The organism is Streptomyces sp. NPDC021224 (assembly GCF_044332905.1).
In the GTDB taxonomy this organism is placed as follows: domain Bacteria; phylum Actinomycetota; class Actinomycetes; order Streptomycetales; family Streptomycetaceae; genus Actinacidiphila.
This window is the reverse complement of record NZ_JBIRPW010000003.1, coordinates 82121-104231: the sequence shown is the minus strand read 5'-3', so window position 1 is coordinate 104231 and position 22111 is coordinate 82121. Positions and strand designations below refer to the sequence as shown.

Sequence of the window (22111 nt, the reverse complement as noted above, 5' to 3'; positions counted from 1 at the left end):
CCGGCACCCGCCCGTGAGCGCCCCCCGCCCCTGACCATGGAGGACCACCCGTGAGCGACGACCTGCGCAGCCGGCTCGACCAGGCGATGGCCGAGTTCGAGACGCAGCGGCAGGCCCTGGTCGCGGCCAGGGACCGGATCGCCGCCGTGGAGGTGACCGCCCGCTCGCGCGACAACGCCGTCGAGGTCACGCTCGGCGCCGACGGCGCCCCCACCGCGCTGCGCTTCCCCGACAACCGGCACCAGAAGATGTCCGGCCAGGAACTGGCCGCCTCCGTGCTGGAGGTGATCAGGGTCGCCCGCGAGGAGCTCGCGGTGCGGGTGCGGACCGGCTTCGACGAGGCGGTGGGAGTGGTGCGCGGCTCCGCCGCCGACCCGGCCGAGGACCGCCTCCAGGGCCTGGGCCTGGACCGGCTGCTCGACCCCCTGCGGGCCCCCGGCGGCCCGCTCGACCCGTCCGGAGGCAAGCCCCGTGGCTGACGACAACGTGTTCGCGGCGATACCCGACGAGGTCCGGCAGGGTGGTGCGGTCACCGACGAGGTGGGGCTCGCCGCCCGGCAACTGGCCAAGGCGTACGAGACGTACAGCGCCTTCGACCCCAACGACCCGCCGTGGGGCCGGAGCGGCGAGACCGCCAAGGCGTTCCAGGAGAAGTACGTGCAGCCGCACGCCGACCTGCGGGACGCCCTCGACGCCCTCGCCCAGGCCATCGCCTCGGCCGCCACGAAGACCGTCAACTCCGGGAAGGGCTTCCACAACGCCCAGTCCGACGCCCTCGACGCCCTGCACGGGGACGGAGGTCGGCGCTGACCGGTGGCCGTTGACCCGTTCCTCGACGGAATCGTCGTCTCCCTGACCGGGATGCACATCCCGGACGCGGACGCGTCGATGATCCGTGCCGTCGTCGAGGAGCCCAACACCGCGCTGGCCGAGGCGCTGGACGACCTCCAGGCCGAGCTGGCGAAGATCGCCGGCTCGGTCGGCGGCTCCGTCGACGGCCGGTGGAGCGAGGCGTACGTCCAGGCGATGTCGACGTTCGCCTCCGGCAAGGGCGGCGACGCCATCAAGAACCTGCGCGACACGGCCGCGGCGATGGCGGACTTCGGGCACGAGTCGGCCTACCAGGTCGACTACACCAACCGGATGATCATCGCCCAGGCCGTGATGTTCCTCGCCGAGTGGGCGATCACGCTCATCCTGGCGATCTTCAACCCGATCCAGGCGGCGATCGAGCAGTCGTTCCTGCGCGCCCTGTACCGGGCCATCATGCGCAGCCTGATCAGCCGGCTGGCCATGATGATCGCCGAGCACGAGGCCCTCAACATCGGCCTGGGCGCTGCGATGGACCTGCTGGTGCGCTGGTCGCTGTCGAACGACGGCGAGACCACCTCGCACGGCGGCGACTACATCAAGCAGGCCGTCGGGTTCGGCGCGGTCCAGGGCGCGTTCGGCGCGTTCGTGCCGATCCTCGGCAACTGGGCGGCCAAAGGGCTGGGCGGGGTCTTCGGCAAGGACACCGCGAAGAACCTCTTCGGCAACCTCTCGCACGACCTCGACCTCAGACCCCCGCCGGCCAAGGGCGGCCCCGGCAAGGGCGGCGGCGAACACGGGCCGGGCGGCGGCCCGTTCCGCGGCCTCGGCGACGGCCCGGGCGACCACGGCGTGCCGCCGCCCGGCGGCAGGCCCGGCCCGCACCTCGACGGGAACGGCGAACCGGTGCCGCACGGTGGCCCGCTCGGCACGGGACCGCGCGACGGCGGCGTCAAGGACCCGGTCCCCCCGCACCTCACGCCGGATCCGGTGACGCTCGGACCCGGGTTCCTCAAGGACTTCTCCGGCCTCACCGGCCGTTTCGTCGACGACCACGCCTTCGGGGCCTTCGGCAGGGACGCCTCCGACGCGTTCCGCTCCTCCATCGGCGACCTGTTCGCCCGGGATCTGCGCACCCTGGACGCCGGCACCGCCCGGGCGATCGGCGAGGGCTGGGCGGACGCGTTCGTCCGGAACTTCGGCCGCAAGGGCCTCGCCCAGGAGCTGGACGGCGCGCTGTCCGGCCTGCCGGGCGGCCTGGGCGGGCTGCGCGGCGCGCTCAGCGACGGCGTCGCCCGCGGGATCGGCTCCGACTGGCGGCGCAAGATGGTCTTCCACACCACCATGACCGTTCTGCAGGCCGGCCACCAGAACCTCTCCGAGGGCGTCTACAACCTCGCCACGACCGGCCACTTCACCACGAGCGTCGCCACCGGCCTGGCCGGCGCGGTCGGTGGCCGGCTCAGCCACGTCCTCCACATCAACGCGCACGCCCTGGGCTCCGGGCTGGGCTCCTCCCTGCATTCCCTGAAGAACCTCGGCTCGGTCGGCGGGGACCACCTCGGGCCCGTCAACGGGAGTGCCGACGGCGGTGTCGGCGGGGGCGGCGGGGGCGGACGCGGTGGCCACGGAGGGCCGCTGCCCGACCCGCACCCGTCGTCCCACCCGGCACCGACCCGGGACCCGGCACCTGTCCCGGCCCCGGTGACGACCTCGTCCGACGGGCACACTCCCGGCTCGGACTCCCTGCACGTCCCGCCCGCGCTCTCCCAGCCGTCCGGCTCCGGCGGCGGACACGTGTCCGGCACGGTCGGCGCCGGGTCAGGACCCGACGGTCCACGGGTCCCCACGCGCGTGCCCACGGTGGACGGCAGCAGCCTCCACCAGCCGCCACCGCCCCCGCTGTCGCCGGGCCGGCACTCCGAGCTCGTCCACCAGGTCAACACCGAGCTGACCGGCCTCGGACGGCCCGGCCCGCACGTCGGCTCCGACACGGTCGCTTCGTACTACCGGCAGTTGCCACCGGACTGGCACCACCAGCCGCTGAAGCACCAGGCGTTCGAGATCGCCGGACGGATCGCCAACGGCGGGCAGCCGCTGCGGCTGCCCGGCGGCGCCCCGCCACCGCCCGCGCCCGCGCACGACGGCACCGCGCAGCCGGGACCCAGCACCACGCCGGGCCAGGGGACGAACGGCACGACCGACACCACAAACACGCTCGACGCCCCGCCGCTCGTGCCTCCGGCGGTCGACACGCCTGCCGCCCCACCGGTCGGCCCGTCCGCGGCGCCCACCGACGGCCGGACGCCGTCCCCGCAGGATGTCTCCGAGCAACCGCCCGCCGCCCCGCGCCCCGCCACCGGCCCGCGGGGCGAGGGCGGGCTCCAGGGCGGCTCGGGACGGCAGACCCCGCCCGCGGACGGGTCCGGTCTCGACGAAGCGCCGCCCATCCGCACCTCCGGCACGGACCTCGCCCCCCACCCGTCCGGCACGGACCCCGGCCTCCGCCCGTCCGGCACGGACCCCGGCCCCCGCACCGGACCTGCGAACGGGACGGATCTCGGGACCGGTCACGGGACGGATTCCACGACGGATCTCGGAACCGGTCGGGGGACGACTCCCGGCAACCAGGGCGGCCACGGCACGACCGGCGACCCGGCACCGCGTCCTCGGACGGAGACCACCACCACCGACACACGCGTCCCCGCTCCCCCGGAGCACCCCCCGGGGCACGGCGACGACGACCCGCTCACCCCGCCGCGGCAGGTGCCGACCACGACGGCGACCGAGCCCGTCCCGGTCCCGGAGGCGCGGCCCCTGCCGCAGCCGCCGCTCCCCGCGCTGGGGCCCGAGCAACGCGCCGCCTGGGGGCGGGCGCTGGGGCAGCACGCCCAGGGCCCCGGGCCCAGCGAAGCCAAGGGCAAGGCACGCGAGGGCGCCCCGGCGGAACCGCTGGACGCCTGGGACGCCTACGCCCACGCCTACAACACCCACCAGTCGGCCCTCACCGACCCGGGGAACCCCGCTACGGCCACGGCCACCGACCTCCAGCTCGCCGCCCGCGACCTGGGCCCCTGGGGCCTGGACCCGCAGGCGCTGGTGACCGACTACCGGGCCCGCTTCGACGTCCCGCCGCCGCGCCCCCTCACCACGACCGGGCAGGGCGGCACGCGGGCCACGGACCCGGTGCCCGCGACGGAGGACCCGGCCGAGCAGCGGCCCGCGCCCAGGACCCCGGTACCGTCGCCGCCCCCGGCCGGGTCCGAGGTCGAGCCGGAGCCGCCCCGCCCCACCGAGACCGGCCCCCCGCCGCCGGCCGAACACGTGGTCACGACACCGCCACCCGCCGTCGAACCGCACGACGAGCACCAGGACGTCCAGGACCAGGACCAGAGCCAGGATCACCAGCAGGAGCAGGAGGAGCAGCAGGACGGCCAGGACCGGGACCAGGGGGAGGACGAGGGGCAGCGGCACGTCCCCCCGCCCGTCGAGCCGCGGCCCGCGCCCGAACCCGAACCCGAACCCGAACCCGCGCTGCCGGCCCGGATCGGGGACGACCTGCGGCTGGGCGGGCTCGACGTCATGGAGGACTTCCACTCCGGCGACGCGGTGCTCGCGCAGGTGCGGACGCTGATCGAGCAGGCCGGCGGGAAGGCGGCGTGGGACCGCAGCGGGGGGCGGGCGACGGCGCTCTTCTCGGACGGCAGCCTGCGCCCGAAGGCCCCGGGGATGCTGCGCGGTGGCCGCCCGGTCACGCTGGTGGTGCCGCTCGGCATGGGCCGCTCGCTCAGCCTGTCCCTGCACCTGGACGGCAGCTCGGCGGCGTCCAGGCTCGGCTACAAGGACTCGGTCACCACGTACGAGTTCGAGCACAGCGCCGACGCGACCGAGACCGTGGCGGACGTCCAGGACGGGCGCACCACCGTCATCGGCGGGGTGCGCGGGCAGATCGGCGGCCACGGGGTGGGGGACAGCGCGGCGCTGCTCGGCGCCCGCCAGTACCAGTGGTCGCAGAGCGACCAGCGTGCGGACCGGCAGATCAGCGGCGGCAAGACGGTGGAGCCGGCCACCCGGTTCGAGGGCACGGTGCGGGCCGTGCTCAGCCACCGGTTCAGCGACTCGCCCGCCGACCGGCCGCCCACCACCGAGGACTTCGACTTCGACACCCGCGTCGCCGTCCCCACCCGGGACGTCATCGCCCCGGCCCCGGCCCCGGCCCCGGCCCCGGCCCCGAGGGACGCCGTGGACGAGACGGGCGAGGCGCGCGACACCCTGGGGCCGCTGCCCACCCGTTCCGACCTTCGGATCGCGCCGCCCGCCCGGCCGGACGGGCCACCGCGGGTGCGGGAGTCGCGGTCGCTGCGCGGCTCCGACGTCGTCACCGACTTCCACCTCCTCCCCGACGACCCGGCCCCGGACGCCCACGCCACGGCGCCGGCCGGCCGCCCCGGATGGCGCAGCATCACCTCCTTCCTCACCGGCCGCCCGATGTCCGACGCCTTCACCAAGGCGTACGGCGCGAAGGCGGGCCGGGTCGCCAACGAGGTGGACTCCTGGCTGTCCGTGGAGCTGATCGAGGCGAACCTGCACGGAATGACCAACAAGCAGCCGCTGGTGCTGGAGTTGGAGGGCGTCCCGGGCGGCCGGGTGGAGGTGCACGGGTTCACCGAGCCGCTGGGCACGCCGTCCGCGGTCCGGCCGCCCGGCGGCCCCGGGGACGGCCAGGACCCCGGCCGCCCGATGATGCGACCGACCGGCGAGACGGCGACGACGGAGTTCCAGTACGGGTCGGAGACCGACACCACGCAGACCCGGCAGGACACCGTCTCCTGGTCCGGCCAGCTCCCGGTGCCCGGGCGGCTGCGCGGGCAGGCCGGCACCGACACGGGCCAGTTCTCGGGCGGGTTCGACAGCAACGCGAACCTCGGCCACGGGCTCGGCGAGTCCGGCAGTCACCAGTTCCGGCAGCGCGTCACCGTCACCAACCCCGTAGCGGGCCAGAGCTGGCGCGGCCAGGTGCGCCTGCGGTTCGTCATGCACGCACCCGGCTCGACGTCGCCCACCGCGGCGGGAGCGCCGTTCCGGGGAGCCGTCCACGAGACCCGGGGCGGATTCGAGGTGCTGAGCGAGAAGTCCGCGACCACGCCGTCGGCCGGATACCGCGACACCGTGGTGTACGCGCCGCCGCAACGGATCTGGCACCCGGACGGGCCGTCCACCGAGCACAACTCCAAGGCGACGGGACCCTGGTGGCGGCCCGGCACCGGCCACCGTACCGTCCCCGGCAGCGGCAACGGCAACGGCAACGGCAACCGGGCGCCGCGCCCGGCGTACCGGCCGCCCCGGCCGGCGGTGCCGAGGGGGGACGCCGGGAGTGTGCCGCTGCACGGCCTCGGCAGCATGGACCGGGTCACCAACCTGGACCTCGGCGGCTTCCACGGCATGCTCGACGCGATGGGCCGTCGCGCCTTCGGCGGTGACTGGGCCGCCGTCCGCCCGCGGGCGTCGAGCTGGTTCCACCTGACCCGGGTGCGGGCGGCGCTGCCGGGGATGACGCAGCACAGCCCGCTCACCCGCAGCGGGCTCTCCGGCCCCGGCTCCTCGACCCGGGCCTCGCTGACCGCGGACATCCACGAGCTGACCTTCAGCCGGGTGATCCAGCCGCTGTCCAGCCCCGGTACGGAGCACACCCAGGGCCGGGCGGTGACCGGCACCTCCACCCGGCAGATCACCGCCCAGCCCGGCCTCGGCGGCCGGGGCGGGGACGTCGCCGACGGCACCGTGCTCGGCGAGGTGATCGCCGGTGGCAGCCACACCGTCCGGGACGGCGACCGGCAACGCGACCAGCACCGGTCGGTGGTGGCGGTGAAGTTCGAGCAGCCCATGGCGATCTTCGAGGGCTGGGTGCGGCTGGACGGCACGATGACCGGGCCCCGGGCGACCGTGCACGAGTCCGGGCTCTTCCCGATCGAGGTGGCCATCCCGCTCAGCGAGGTGCAGGGCTCACGGCTGCACGACGCCGACGGGCCGCCGACGTTCACCCGCGAACAGCCGGCCGGCTTCGTCCGGCCGCCGGCACCGCCCCGGCCCGCGCCGCTGCCCACCGAGAGCACGGCGCCGCACATCGCCTCGGACACCCGTACCGCCTTCGGCAACATCCCCCCGGCCGTGGCCAAGAGCGGCTTCATGAAGCACTTCCTCACCGGCCTGGCGGCGGGCCCGCTCACCGCGACACCCGTCAACCCCACGGCGGCAGCTGCCGTTTCGGCACCTGGCGGGCACGGCGATCCGGCGCCGGTGCCGCCCACGGTGAAACCGGCCCCGTCCCCGGCCAAGTTGACGTTCCGCCGGTTCTTCCCGTCGCCCCCGGCAACGTCGTCGTCCCCCGCGACGTCGTCGTCCGTGGCGCCGAACTCCACGGTGCCGACCTCGGCGGTGCCGACCGATGCGGGCGGGACCTCGGTCCGGCCCGGGACAGTCCCGCCGGGCCCCGGCGACGAATCCGGCGCGATCGAGTTGGAGCCCGTGACGATCCCGCGTCCGGAGACCGTCGGTGGTACTCCCCCGGAGCCCGGCGGCGCACCGCGCGAGCAGGCGCCGCCGCCACTCCGCGCCGCCGTGACCACGCAGCGGGCGCCCGAGCCCGTACCCGCGCTGAACTGGACGCCGCCGGTCCGGGTGGCCGAGCCGCCGCAGCCGCCGCCGCACGCGCTGCGGGAGAGCTGGCACCCGTCGGACGTGCTGCTGGGCGTGGACCCGTCCACCGGCCTCGTCGAGGCGATCCGGCACGACCTGGCGCCGGTGCTCGGCGGCGGCCTCGACACCGCGATGAGCGGCGTCGAGTCGGAGTTCGGGCCGCACGTGCTCAACGCCCGGCTCGCCCACCAGTCCGGGCAGGAGTGGTCGCACGACATCCCGGTGGCCGGCGGCCGGCTCACCGTGAAGGTCCGTCCGGTGCGCGAGCCGGAGGCCGCGTACCTCGGATCGACGAAGAAGCTGGAGACCGACGTCACGGCCGAGACCCAGTCGTCCCAGGGCCACCTGCACGACGACGCGCTCCGCCGGGTCGCCGGCGGCCGGGTCGCCGTGCCCTTCCCGCACGGTTCGGTGAGCGTCCAGGTCACCCACACCGGCACCGTGCGCCCCCGGGACGTCCAGGCGCCGCTGCACAGCGACGGCACCCGGCTGACCGGCAACCCCGGCGAGGGCACCAGCGGCGAGCAGGAGGAACGGGTACCGACGCGCTTCAAGATCGCCGAGCCGCACGACCTGTTCCGCCAGCCGGTCCGGTTCGAGATCTCCTACGAGAAGCACCTGGGCGCCCACCTTCTCTCCGGTGTACCCGAAGCACCGGAACCGGTCCGCCTCCAGGGGGTGTTCGCCTACCCGTCGACCCCTCCCGCCGACCCTCCCGCCGACCTGGCCGACGGCACCGCGCCGACCGCACACCCGGTCCTCGACCCGGGCCAGGTGGTGCTGAAGGTCCGCCCGCACATAGCCCCTGCCGCCCCGCCGGAGACGCGAACGCCCGTGCCCGCGCCCGCGCCCGCGCCCGTACCCGCGCCCGTACCTGCACCCGGCAACGGTGTCGGTCCGTCGACCGGGCCCCGGACGGGACCGCCGACCGAGCCCGTGACGCAACCGCCGGCCGAGCCCCGGACGGGACCGCCGGCCCGGTCCACGCCGGCCGGGGCTCCGCCCCGGGAGACGCCCGTACCGGCGCGGGGCGAGGACGCCGGCACCGAAGCCGTCCGGCCGCCCGCGGCCGCCCCTGCGCCACCGGTCGAGCACCGCACGCCCGGCGAGGACCTGATCGCCACGCATGTCCTCGACGGGCTCGCGGGCGAGGGCCGCCGCGTGTTCGGCGACGAATGGCCCGCGGTGCGGGCCGAACTCGCCCCGCACGTACGGACGATGTCCGTGCAGCACGGACTCGGCCCGAAGAGCCGCGGTGAGCGGCAGACCGTGGAGCTGAAGTCGGTGCGCGGCGGCCGGGTCGTCCTCGGCGCCCACCTCGACACGCTGCAGGAGTCGGACACCGGCACCACCGGCGAGTTCCTGACCGGCGGCCAGACCGTCCACACGGTCAGCACCTCGACCACCAGCGCGAGCAACTGGCAGATGATCGTCCAGGTGCAGGGCGACGTGCTGCCCGTGCAGCATCCCGGGGCCCCCGGGGTGTCCGCGTTCGGCCGGGTCGACGGCGGCTTCGGCGAGGAGACGGCGACCGTCCGCACCGAGAGCGGCGCCTCGGGCCTCGTCGTCCGCAAGAAGGCGCCCACCGTCGCGCACGTCGGAACCGCCACCGTGAACGCGGAGATGAGCCGCCCCTCCGGCCTGCTCGGACACGGCGACCGCGTCACCGGCACGGGGTCGGCGCGCATCGACTTCCTCACCCGGCAGTCGCAGGTGGACTCCCAGGAGCACACCCGTTGGGCGCCGCGCCCGGGTATCGTCCGGACCCCCACACCGGCCGGCGGCGACGGTGCGGACGGACACGGACACGGGCTCGGGCTCGGGGCGGACGAGCACGGGCAGGGCTCCGGCGAGCGGGCGGGCGGGGGGCTGCCGGAACGCGGCCTGAGCCGCGACAGCATCGTGCGCAGGCTCGTCGACGGCGGCCGGTTCCGCGCCGGTGCGCTGCGCCAGCTCCGCACGCGGCTGGGCGGGGGCCGAACCGACCGCCTCGCCGATCGTGTCGAGCACGCCCTCGGTGACGCCCGGCTGGAGCGTGCCGTCCCGGCGATGAGCCGCGGCACGGAGGTCGAGCTGCTCCGGTCCGGGTCGCTGCGGATCACCGCGACGGCCGACGTCACCGGCCTCGACTTCCGCACGATCGAGCACGAGGGCACCAACGCGTACACGCTCAACGAGGTCAACCACATCCGGGTGAGCCAGCCGAGCCGTTCGCGCGATCTGGGGTTGCGCTTCCTGCTCGGCCCGCACTGGAAACCGGCCAAGTTCGGCGGCTCGCTGCTGGGCGGCGCGGGCGTCAACCACCGCCGGAACGTGGCCACGAGCTTCACCCAGACGGCCAAGCTCGCCGCGCACTCCACCACCGGCCGGCCCTATGCGGCGTTCGGCGGCACCGCCCGTATCACCCTCACCGTGCACGACGGCTCGCGCGACCACGTGCTGGAGCCCATCGACGTCCACGGTGAGGTGCTGCTGCCGCAGTCGGAGGTCCACCCGGTCCCCGCCACTCCGCCGCCCGGTGAGCGCGCCGTCCCGCAGACGGAGGCGGTGGCGGAGGTGGAGCCCATCACCCCCGTCGTGACGACGAGTTCGGAGCCCGCGCCGGCCCCCGCGCTGGGTTCGCCGCTCCCCGCCCCACCGGTGGAACACGCCCCGCTCCCCGTCCCGCCCCGGGCTCCCGCCGAGCCCGCCCCGCTGCCCGTCCCGTCGACGGAGAGCGCCCCCGTCCCCGTACGGCCGAGCGGCCCCCTCCCCGTACCGCCCGTCGAGCACGCCCCCGTGCCCGCGCGGTCCGCTCCGGAGGCTCCCGTGCCGCTGCCGCACCACCCGGCGCCGACACCGACGCCGACACCGAGCAGCACCGGGGCGCGGCGGACGGACGTCCCGTCCACGGTCAACTCCGCGTTCCAGCAGTCCGTTCACCCCGACGACCGTGACGGCTCGCCGATCTCCGAGCAGGACTACCTCGACTTCGTCTCGCACAGCGTCGGCTCCGACCGCGGGCTGGCGTTCGTCGTCAACATGATGGTGGGGTACCGCGGGCTGGGCTCCCTCGGCACGGTGCTGAACCGGGTCACCGAGGGCCTCCAGGGCTTCCCCGGCAAGGTGGCGTTCGTCATCGGCGTCAACGCGCCGGAAGGCGAGGTGGCGGAGCTGCGGCAGGCGCTGGCGGCCGCGCAGCCGGTCGTCGACGGACTGACCGTCCCCGTCGCCCTCGTCCCCTCGACGTTCCGCGGCGCGTTCCCGTTCGGGCAGATGCGCAACGACGTCCTGCACAGTCCGCAGACCCGCGGTCTGGTCAAGGCGTTCATGCGCAACGGCGACCATCCGTACGTGTCCGTGCAGGACTTCGACGACTCGTCCCGGCGCGTTCCCTCCGGTGCCCACGTGTTCGACCACTTCGCCGGGCTGCTCGCCGACCAGGGCGACGGCTCCGACGCCGGATCGGTGCACGGCTCCGATTCCGGTGACGAGGAGATGGAGACGACCTCGCGGCCGATCAGGCCGTTGATGGTGGCGGGCGGCTACCGGGTGCCGGACGCACCGGACATGGGCGACCTCGTCCAGCGCATCGACGCCCGCTTCGCCCAGCCAGGACACGACACCGGCGACGACGACGCGATGGACACCGACGACGTCCCCGGGCCGCCCGGTCACGGCGTTCCGGAGCAGTGGTCCGACCCGGAGCAGCGGGCCCGGTTCCTGACCCGGTTGGACCACGCCATCCAGGCCGACATGGCCGACCGCGAGCAGCAGGCCCTCATCCACCCGCTGCTCCCCTACGCCCCCGAGCCCAACCTCTTCGTCGACGGCCCGGCCACCCTCCTGGACACCGCGCAGGGCCCCCGGCTGCGCTTCGGCGAGGGCAGGGCGGAGTTCACCCGCCTCGCCCAGGACCTCAACCGCCTCAACGCCTGGGAACTCGGGCAGCGTTACGAACCCCAGCTCCAGGGCCTCCCGCACACCGTGGACGTCCCCGCCACCCGTGCCCCCGGCGCGTCCGGCCACCTCCCGCGGAGCCAGGAGGAGATCGTCCAGCAGGCGCGCGGCGACGCCGAGAACGGCCGGCTGCCCGAACGCGGCCTCGCCTTCGTCACCGACTACCGCGAAGGCGCCACCGTCACGGACGTCTCGCGCCTCGCGCACGACATGCTCACCAAGGGCAAGCTGGCCCAGGAAGGTCTGGCCAACCACCTCGGCCGCTACTTCAACAACGACCTGGGCAGCAACCCGCGCGGCGCCAAGAAGGGCCTGAAGCTGTCCGACTACCGCAAGGCCTACCGGCCCGGCGAGCTGAACACGTACACCGCGGAGGAGTTCCTGCGGCCGCACGGCCCCGAGGCCGGACCGGCCACCACCGAACTGCCCAGGAAGAAGGCCGACGTCCTGGGCGGCAAGAAGGTCAACGTCATGACGCAGGCGCTGTCGGCGCCGCTGGACGGTCCGTTCGACGGCATCCGGGCAGGCATCGCGGAGGAGCACCGTGTCTACGGCGCCCAGGCGCTGGCGCTGTCGACCCCCGAGATCCGGCTCGGCCGCCGGCTGGCGATGGTGCGGTTCGACCCCGCCGCGGGCGCGCCGCCGGCCCGGAGCCTCTACGGGCAGGTGGCCTCGGCGCTGTCCCCTGCGGGCGGCGGCCCCTCGGCGGGCGACGTGCGGTCCCGGGCGCTCCAGTGGGCCCTGGACCCGGGCAACCTGCGGACCCTCGCCGACCGGGCGGCGCACGGCGGCGACGTCGAGTCGCTCTTCCACGCGCTGGCCACGGGCGGCAGCCGGGACGGCTTCACCACCCTGACGCCGCCCCAGCTCACCGCCGCCAGGGCGATCGCCTCGGCGCTCGACCGGCCGCTGGTCCTGCACACCCCGACGGGCGACGTCACCGCCGACCCGCTGCCCACCGGTCCCCGCGACCTGGAGGCCCCGCCCGGACCGCCGCTGCACATCGACCTCACCCGCCCGTCCGGCCACGCCCCGGTGACCACCACGGGCGGCACCGGCAGCGGCAAGCGACGGGCCGAGGACCCGGAGCCCGCCGTCGACGAGCGGCCTCCGACCGGGCCCCGGCCGCACGGGGAGGAGGGCGGGGCGTCCCACCGGGCCGAGCCCGGCGAGCCCCCGGCCAAGCGGCAGCGGCGGGTCTACCGCACCGGCGTCCTCGGCTCGGAGGACCCCGCCCGCGGCGCGCTGCCGGACCCGGTCCCCGGCTTCGCCCCGGTGCGGGCGTTCTCCCTGGACGGCACCTACCTGCCGGCCACCCCGGAGGAGCACGCCGCGCTGCTCGCCGCCGTCCCCCGGGGCACCGACGGCGAGCCGCTGCCCTTCGCCGACCCGCGGGCCTACCTTCCCCGGATCAACGCCGCCGGTCCCGGCCACGACCCGGGGCGGGGCGTGAACTGCGTGGACGCCTCCATGGCCTTCCACGCCACCTGGCACGGCAACCCCCAGGTCGCCGGGCGCCGCACCGTTCCCACGGGCGAGCCGGACACCCCGTACAGCGGAGTGCACCGCCTCCAGGAGTGGGCCAACGGGCTGATGGAGCCCATGGGTCACGGGACGGTCGCCCTGGCCGGCGTCGCCGACCGGCTGGTGCGCGCCGGTCACGGTTCCGCCGCCCTGATCCGCACCAGCCAGGGCGACAACGGGCACGCCGTCAACGTCGTGAACTGGAACGGCGAGATCCTGTACATCGATCCCCAGTCGGCGGCGTGGTCCACCACGCCGTCGGGCATCGCCCCCACCGACGCCATCCACGCGATCGCGCTCGGCCCCGACAACCAGCTCCTCCCCGACCCGGCCACCGTCTCCGCGGGCCCATCCGAGGACGGGAGCGCGCCGAATCCGGACGGCGACGTGCACATGACCGACGCCCCGCCGACACGCGAGCCCTCCCCGGCCCCCGGGGACGTCCGGGCGCCCGGCCTCCGCCCCGGGGGCGGCCCCGCCGACGGCGCCCCCGGTCCGTCCGCGGGCCACGGAGCCCTCACCACCGAGTCGTCCGACCTCGCCCCGGGCCCCGGCAGCCCGATGGACCTCGACTCCCACCCCGCCAGCCCCCAGGCCCACGACTCCCGCCCCGGCAGCCCGATGGACCTGGACTCCGACCCCGCGAACCCCCAGGGTCACGACTCCCGCCCCGGCAGCCCCGAGCCGCAGCCCGGCGACCCGGGCGTTCCCGGCCCGCACCACGGCACGCCCGCCGCTCCGCACCACGGCCCCGGCCGGACCGGCCCCACCCTCACCGGTGCTCCGCGTCCCGACGTGCCGGCCGTCGCCAACCCGGCCTTCCACCGGGCCGTCCCCGGCGGCCCGGCGCGGCCACTCACGGAGGACGGTTACCTCGACTTCGTCTCCCGCAGCGTGGACGGCAACCGCGACCTCGCGTTCGTCGTGAACGCGATGGTCGGCCACCGGAACCTGGGCGACCTGCCCGCCGTGCTCCAGCGGATGACCGCCGGGCTGCGGGGGTACGGCCACACCGACGTCGCGTTCGTCATCGGCGTGAACGCGCCGGAGGACGAGGTGGCGGCACTGCGCGAGGCGATGGCCGCCGCCGCACCCGTCATCGAGGGGTACCCGGCACCCGTGGCGCTGGTCGGCTCGACCTTCCGCGGCGCGTTCCCGTTCGGCCGGATGCGCAACGACGTCCTGCACAGCCCGCAGACGCGTGCGCTGGTGGCCTCGTTCATGACGCGCAACCGCCACCCGTACGTCTCCGTGCAGGACTTCGACGACTCCTCCCGGCTGGTGCCCTCCGGCGCCCACGTGTTCGACCACTTCGCCGGGCTGCTCGCCGACCACGGCGACGACTCCGACGCCGGATCGGCGCACGGCTCCGACACCGACGCCGAAGCCGACGAGGAGATGAGCGACCCGCCGCGCCCGGTGCGGCCGTTGATGATGGCCGGCGGCTACCGGGTGCCGGACGCCGCGGACATGGACGGCCTCGTCCAACGCATCGACGCCCGCCTCGCCCGGCCCGCGCAGGAAGGCGGCGAGGACGGGGAGCAGGACGGCGACGACGACGCCATGGACACCGACGACGCCGGGCCGTCCCGGCAGGACGTCCCGGAGCAGTGGTCGGACCCGATGCGACGCGCCGAGTTCCTGCTCCGGTTGGACCGGGCCGTCCAGGCCGACATGGCCGACCGCGAGCAGCAGGCCCGCATCCACCCGCTGCTCCCCTACGCCCCCGAGCCCAACCTCTTCGTCGACGGGCCCGCGACCCTGCTGGACACCGACCAGGGGCCGCGCCTGCGCTTCGGCGAGGGCCAGGCCGAGTTCGCCCGGCTCGCCCAGGACCTCAACCGCCTCAACGCCTGGGAACTCGGGCAGCGTTACGAGCCGCAGCTCCAGGGCCTCCCGCACACCGTGGACGTCCCCGCCACCCGCACGCCGGGAAGCGGTCCCGCGCATCTGCCGAGGAGCCGGGAGGAGATCGTCCAGCAGGCCCGCGGCGACGCCGAGAACGGCCGGCTGCCCGAACGCGGCCTCGCCTTCGTCACCGACTACCGCGAAGGCGCCACCGTCACGGACGTCTCCCGCCTGGCCCACGACCTCCTCACCAAGAACAAGCTGCCGCAGCAGGGCCTGGCCAACCACATCGGCCGCTACTTCAACAACGACCTGGGCAGCAATCCACGCGGCGCCAAGAAGGGCGTGAAGCTCGGCCCCTACCGGTCGGCGTACCGGCCGGGCGACGCCGGCACGTTCCGGTCCGAGGAGTTCCTGCGCCCGCACGGCGGCGACCTGGGACCGGCCACCACCCAACTGCCGAGGAAGAGCGCGGACATCCTCGGCGGCAAGCGGGTCAACGTGGCCTCGCACGCGGTGTCGGCGCCGCTGGACGGCCCGTTCGACGGCATCCGGGTTGGCATCGCGCAGGAACACCGCGTCCACGGCGCCCAGGCACTGGCCCTGTCCACCCCCGAGATCCGCCTGGGACGGCACCTCGCCCTGCTGAGATTCGGACCGCCGCCGGGAGCCCCGGCCGCCGGCAGCCTCTACGGGCACGTCGCGGCGGCGCTGTCGGGGACGCCGGACGCGCCGTCGGCCCCGGAGGTGCGCGAGCGGGCTGTGGACTGGGCCCTGGACATCGGCAACCTGGGAACGCTGGCGGAGCAGGTGGCGGCGATCGGTGGTGAGGTGGAACCGCTGTTCCATGCCATGGTCTCGGGTGCCCGGCCCGACTCCCCCACAGGACTGCTGACGGCGCGGGTGGTCGCGTCGGCGCTGGGCCGCCCGCTCGTCCTGCACACCGCCACCGGGGACGTCACGGTCGACCCGCTGCCCGTCTCCGCCGAGGACGAGGACGGGCCCCTGCCCGGGCCGCCGCTGCGCGTGGACCTGACGCGGCCGCCGGGCGGGGCCCCTTCGGTCACGGGCGGCGGCGGGCCGGGAGCGCCGGCGCTGTTCGGCGGGCCGCGGCACGACCCGGAACCGGCCGCAGTACCGGGCCCGGAGCCGTTCGCGGGGCAGCACCCAGGGCCTTTCGTCGGGCAGCACCCGAAGCCGTCCCCGGTGTCCGATCAGGTGCTCGCCATCCTGACCGGAGAGGACCAGGACGTGATCACGACACCGGAAGCCGGTCCGTGACCCGTATCGTGCAGAGCAGCACGACAACGGCGGCGTACCGGCCACGCACCAGCGGCGCAGACCGGCGGCACCGCACGGCAACACACCACCCGGCAAGGGGACATGAGGAGGAGAATCGGCCGTGGCACGCCAGATTCTGACCGTCGCCCAGGACGGCTCAGGCGAGTTCCGGACGATCGGGGACGCACTCGCCCGCGCCCGTTCGGGGGCCGTGGTCAGCCTCCGGCCGGGCGTCTACACCGAGGCGCTGACGGTCCGCACCCGCGTGACGATCGTCGCCGACGGGCCGCGCGGCAGCGTGCGGATCGAGCCCGGGCACGGCACCGCGGTCACGCTGGCGGCGGACGCGGTGCTCCTCTCCGACCTGACGCTGCGCGGCGGCGAAGGTGACCTGCCGGTGGTGGACGCGGCGCGCGGCCAGGTCGCGCTCGACGGCTGCGAGATCACCGGCACCGGCTGGACGGCGCTGCTCAGCCGCGGCACCGGCTCGCTGGCCATGCGCCGCTGCCGGGTGACCAACCCGATCGGCGCCGGAGTGGTGGAGACCGGCACCACGGGCAGCGTCGTCGAGGACTGCGTGCTGGAGCATCTGGGCACCTCGGCGATCGTGGTCAGCGAGCAGGGCCGGGCCACGGTGCGCGGCTGCACCGTGCGTGACGCGCGCGGCAACGGGCTGCTGGCCAACGGAAGTTCACGCGGTTCCATGGAGGACTGCGAGATCTCCTCGACCGACAAGCCGGCGCTGGCGCTGGAGGGGGCGACGACTATGACGGTGTCGCGTACCGCCGTGCACTCCGCGGCGGTCGGCGCGTACCTGGCCACGTCGACCCGCACCACGCTGGAGGAGGTGCGGATCAGCGACACCTCCGGACACGGCGTGGTGGTGGCCGGCGGCTGCGACCCGTACCTGGTGCGGTGCGCCACCGCGCGGACCCGGGGCGCGGGGCTGGCAGTGGTGGGCCGCTCGCGCGGTACCTATGACGCGTGCTCGTTCACCGCGGCGCAGGGACCGGCGGTGCACGTCGCGGAGTCCAGCGCCCCGGTGCTCACGGGCGCGAGGGTCGCGGACGCGGAGGGCATCGGAGTGCTGCTGACGGAGGAATCGGCGGCCGAGTTCGACCGGCTGACCGTCGAGGGCACGGGCGGCGTCGGGATCGCCATCAGGTCCGGGGCGAACCCGCTGCTGCGGCGTGCCCGGGTGGTGGCGCCCAAGGGCCCGGGGGTGCTGGTCGCCGAGGACGGCCGGGGCCGGCTGGAGGAGTGCCTGGTCGAGGACGCGGGCGGCCACGGCGTGCGCATCGAGGGCCTCGGCAACCCCCATATCGGCAACACGGTGGTGCGCGGCGCCGGTTCGGCCGGGGTGTCGGTGGGAGCGCGCGGCCTGGGCTCGCTGCGGGACTGCGAGGTGGCCGGGGCGGGCGGCTGCGGCGTCAGCGTGGAGGACGGCGGGGAGATCTCCCTGGTACGGGTGCGGTGCACCGGAGCGGCGTCGCACGGCGTCCTGGTCGCCGCGGGAGGGCGCAGCGCGCTGAGCGGCTGCGAGGTGGTGGACAGCGGCGGCGACGGCATCCGGGTGGACAGCACCGAGCAGGTCTCGGTGACCTCGTGCACGGTCCGCAGCAGCAAGGGCGCCGGGTTGCGGGCCGCCCGGCCCGGACCGCGGCTGTCGGTCACCGAGCTGACCAGCACCGGCAACCGGGCCCCCGACGCCTGGCCCGGCGCGCGGCCGGCCGCCGAGGACGACGGCCCGGCGGCCGGCGGGGAGCAGGCCGCCGCCGACACCGAACCGCAGCCGCCGACGGGGCCGTTCGCGGAGCTGGACGCCCTCATCGGCCTGGCGGGCGTCAAGCACCAGGTGGACACCCTCGTCAACCTGGGCCGGCTGGCGCAGCGCCGCGCACAACTGGGGATACCCGCGCCGCCGATGAGCCGTCACCTGGTCTTCGCCGGCCCGCCCGGCACGGGCAAGACCACGGTGGCCCGGCTGTACGGCGGCATCCTGGCCGAGCTGGGCCTGCTGCCCTCGGGGCACATCACGGAGGTGTCCCGCTCGGACCTGGTCGCCCAGGTCATCGGCGGCACCGCGATCAAGACCACGGAGGCCTTCGAACGGGCTCTGGGCGGAGTGCTGTTCATCGACGAGGCGTACACCCTGCTGTCGGACGGGAAGCGCTCGGGCGCGAACTTCGGCCAGGAGGCGATCGACACCCTGGTGAAGCTGATGGAGGACCACCGCGACGAGGTGGTGGTGATCGTCGCGGGCTACTCCAAGGAGATGACCACGTTCCTGACCGCCAACCCGGGCCTGGCGTCCCGCTTCACCCGCACCATCGAGTTCGCCAACTACTCGGTGGAGGAGCTGGTCACCATCGTCGAGAGCATGTGCGCGGCCCACCGCTACGTGCTCGATCCGCTGGCGCTCAAGGCGCTGGGGCTGCGCTTCTCGCGGATGAAGCGGGACGCGACCTTCGGCAACGGCCGCGCCGCGCGGCAGGTGTTCGAGGAGATGGTGGACCGGCAGTCGTTGCGGCTGGCGTCGGTGCCCGAGGCCGGGGAGAGCGACCTGCTGGAGATCCTGCCGGAGGACGTCGGCGAGGAGGAGGCGGCCGAGGTCCGGACGGGCGGCCGGAGCGAGCCGGGCGACTCCGACGTGCTGGCGCGGCTGCGCGGCATGATCGGCCTGGGGGCCGTCAAGCGGGAGGTCGGCGGCATCCTGGACCTGCTCGGCACGGCCCGGCAGCGGCAGGCCGTGGGGCTGCCCACCCCGAAGGTCAGCCACCACCTGGTCTTCTCCGGCCCGCCGGGCACCGGCAAGACGACGGTGGCCCGGCTGTACGCGGACCTGCTGCGGTCCTTCGGGGTCCTGCCGCGCGGCCAGCTCGTGGAGGTGGCCCGCGCCGACCTGGTCGGCCGCTACATCGGCCACACCGCACAGCTCACCACGGAGGCCTTCGAACGCGCCCTGGGCGGGGTGCTGTTCATCGACGAGGCCTACACGCTCACCCCGGAGAACGCGCCGCAGGACTTCGGCCGGGAGGCCGTCGACACCCTGCTGAAGCTCATGGAGGACCACCGCGACGAGGTGGTGGTGATCGCGGCCGGCTACACCGAGGAGATGGCCCGCTTCCTGGCCTCCAACCCCGGGCTGGCCAGCCGGTTCTCCCGGCAGGTGCGGTTCGAGGACTACACCACGGCCGAGCTCCTGGAGATCGTGCAGGAGATGGCCTCCGGCGCGGGCTACCGGTGCGCGCCGCAGACGGTGGAGGCCCTGCGCACCCACCTGGACGCCGTCCCGCGCACGCGCTCCTTCGGCAACGCCCGCCTTGCCCGCCAGCTGGTGGAGGCGATGATGACCCGCCAGGCCGGCCGCCTGGGCTCGGTCACCGCCCCCGACCTGGAAGCACTGACCCTACTGCTCCCCCAGGACCTCCCCTACGCCGACGAGCCCGCCCACTGACCCCTCACCACCGCCCCGCACGGGCGCCACCCCGCATCAGCCCACCCGCGGTCCGGCCGCGGACGCCGACCGGCCCCCTGCAGCCGCTCGACGCCGAGGCCGCCGGTCAGACGTCGATCTTCGAGCGGTCGAGCGTCGTGGCTGAGTTGGTGATGAACTCCTTGCGCGGGGCGACCTCGTTGCCCATCAGGAGGTCGAAGGCGCGTTCGGCGGCCTCGATGTCGCTGATGTTGATGCGGCGCAGGGTGCGGTGGCGGGGGTCCATCGTGGTTTCGGCCAGCTGGTTGGCGTCCATCTCGCCGAGGCCCTTGTAGCGCTGGATGCTGTCCTTGTAGCGGACGTTGCGGCGCTGGAGGTCGAGCAGGGTCTGGCGGAGTTCGTTGTCGGAGTAGGTGTAGAGGTACTTGTCCTGGCCCTTCTTGGGCTGGACGAGCTCGATGCGGTGCAGCGGCGGGACGGCGGAGAAGACGCGGCCCTCCTCGACCATGGGGCGCATGTAGCGCTGGAAGAGGGTCAGCAGCAGGCAGCGGATGTGGGCGCCGTCGACGTCGGCGTCGGCGAGGAAGATCACCTTGCCGTAGCGCGCCTGGTCGATGTCGAAGGTGCGGCCGGAGCCGGCTCCTATGACCTGGATGATCGCGCCGCACTCGGCGTTCTTGAGCATGTCGGAGACCGACGACTTCTGCGTGTTGAGGATCTTGCCGCGGATCGGCAGCAGCGCCTGGAACTCGGAGTTGCGCGCGAGCTTGGCCGTGCCGAGGGCCGAGTCGCCCTCGACGATGAACAGTTCGCTGCGGTCGACGTCGTCGCTGCGGCAGTCGGCGAGCTTGGCCGGCAGGGAGGACGTCTCCAGCGCCGTCTTCCTGCGCTGGGCCTCCTTGTGCTGGCGGGCCGCGATACGCGTCCTGGCGGCCGCCACAGCCTTCTCCAGGACGGCACGGGCCTGGGCCTTGGCGTCGCGCTTGGTGGAGGTCAGGAACTCCTTCAGCTCCTTCGCCACGACGTTGGCCACGATCCGGTTGGCGGCGGAGGTGCCGAGCACCTCCTTGGTCTGGCCCTCGAACTGCGGCTCGGCGAGCCGGACGGTGACGACCGCCGTGAGGCCCTCCATGGCGTCGTCCTTGACGATGTCGTCCTCGGCGACGCGCAGCAGCTTGGTGGCGCGCAGCACTTCGTTCACCGTCTTGGCCACCGAGCGCTCGAAGCCGGTGACGTGGGTGCCGCCCTTGGGCGTGGCGATGATGTTGACGAAGGAGCGGAGCGTGGTGTCGTACCCGGTGCCCCAGCGCAGCGCGATGTCGACGCCCAGTTCCCGGGTGACCTCGGTGGGTGTCATGTGGCCGCGGTCGTCGAGGACCGGGACGGTCTCCTTGAACGTGCCGCTGCCGGTGAGCCGCAGGACGTCGCAGATGGGCTTGTCGGGGGCCAGGAACTCGCAGAACTCGCTGATGCCGCCGTCGAAGTGGAAGATCTCCTCGACCGGCTTCTCGGACTCGATGCCGCGTTCGTCGCGGACCACGATCGTCAGGCCGGGCACCAGGAAGGCCGTCTGCCGGGCGCGCTGGTACAGCGTCTCCAGCGACAGCTTGGCGTCCTTGAGGAAGATCTGCCGGTCCGGCCAGTAGCGGACGCGGGTGCCGGTCCGGGTGCGCGGGATCTTCTTGGTCTTCGCCAGGCCGCTCGCGGGCTCGAACTTCGCGTCCGGCCCGGCGCCGGCGAAGGAGCCGGGGACGCCGCGCCGGAAGCTGATGGCGTGGGTGCTGCCGCTGCGGTCGACCTCGACGTCGAGCCGCGCCGAGAGCGCGTTGACGACGGAGGCGCCGACGCCGTGCAGGCCGCCGGAGGCCGCGTAGGAGCCGCCGCCGAACTTTCCGCCGGCGTGCAGCTTGGTCATGACGACCTCGACGCCCGACAGGCCCGTCTTGGGCTCGACGTCGACGGGGATCCCGCGGCCGTTGTCGCGGACCTCGATGGAGCCGTCGGCCGCGAGGACGACCTCGATGCTGTCGCAGTGGCCGCCGAGGGCCTCGTCGACGGAGTTGTCGATGATCTCCCAGACGCAGTGCATCAGACCGCGGCTGTCGGTGGACCCGATGTACATGCCGGGACGCTTGCGCACCGCTTCGAGACCTTCGAGAACGAGCAGGTGCCGCGCTGTGTAGTTGGAGCCGTCGCGATCTGCGCCCGTCAGCAGCGCGGTGGACGGCACGGATGTTTCGGCGGTCACGCGGGCAACTCCTCGATCAGGTGTGGCCTGAATCTCTTCGGCCGTGTCGGTGAGAGGGTACCGAGGTCGGGGAGGGCAACTGCGCCGCGACCCGGGTATCCCGGCCTTCATCGTAGCCCTGCTCGCTCACGCGTTCGATAACCCGCACGAGTGATACACATGTCACGTTCCCAAAGAGGCATGAACCATTTAGGCTCCGGGCACGTCCTCACCAACACCCCGGCAAGCCGGTCGGGGCGAGTGTGGATCAGTACGACAAAAGCCCCATACGCGACATCCGACGCAACTGACTCCTATTCGCCGCCAATCGGTAACACCCAGTCACTCCG

Annotated in this window: 5 protein-coding genes; 4 read left to right on the top strand and 1 reads right to left on the bottom strand. The window is 74.6% G+C overall.

Annotation, left to right across the window (positions count from 1 at the left end):
* The first annotated feature begins 50 nt into the window (after positions 1 to 50).
* The 4 genes from ACH4PY_RS09035 to ACH4PY_RS09020 all read left to right on the top strand — a co-directional run bounded on the left by ACH4PY_RS09035 (position 51) and on the right by ACH4PY_RS09020 (position 19555).
* The gene (locus ACH4PY_RS09035) at positions 51 to 479 is read left to right on the top strand and encodes a YbaB/EbfC family nucleoid-associated protein (RefSeq protein ID WP_398177828.1); all 429 of its coding nucleotides are present in this window, start codon (positions 51 to 53) and stop codon (positions 477 to 479) included.
* A complete protein-coding gene (locus tag ACH4PY_RS09030; RefSeq protein ID WP_398177825.1) occupies positions 472 to 810 on the top strand; it encodes a hypothetical protein in 339 nt (112 codons plus the stop codon). Before ACH4PY_RS09035 ends, ACH4PY_RS09030 begins: the two co-directional genes overlap by 8 nt.
* 3 nt (positions 811 to 813) lie before the next feature.
* Positions 814 to 16098, top strand: coding sequence for a toxin glutamine deamidase domain-containing protein (locus tag ACH4PY_RS09025; RefSeq protein ID WP_398177823.1), 15285 nt, complete (start codon positions 814 to 816; stop codon positions 16096 to 16098).
* Between the two features lie 121 nt (positions 16099 to 16219).
* A complete protein-coding gene (locus ACH4PY_RS09020; RefSeq protein WP_398177820.1) occupies positions 16220 to 19555 on the top strand; it encodes a right-handed parallel beta-helix repeat-containing protein in 3336 nt (1111 codons plus the stop codon).
* Between the two features lie 106 nt (positions 19556 to 19661).
* Here ACH4PY_RS09020 and ACH4PY_RS09015 read toward each other — a convergent pair whose 3' ends face one another.
* Positions 19662 to 21782: a type IIA DNA topoisomerase subunit B gene (locus ACH4PY_RS09015; protein ID WP_398177817.1), complete on the bottom strand. Its 2121-nt coding sequence runs from the start codon at positions 21780 to 21782 to the stop codon at positions 19662 to 19664.
* Positions 21783 to 22111 lie beyond the last annotated feature (329 nt).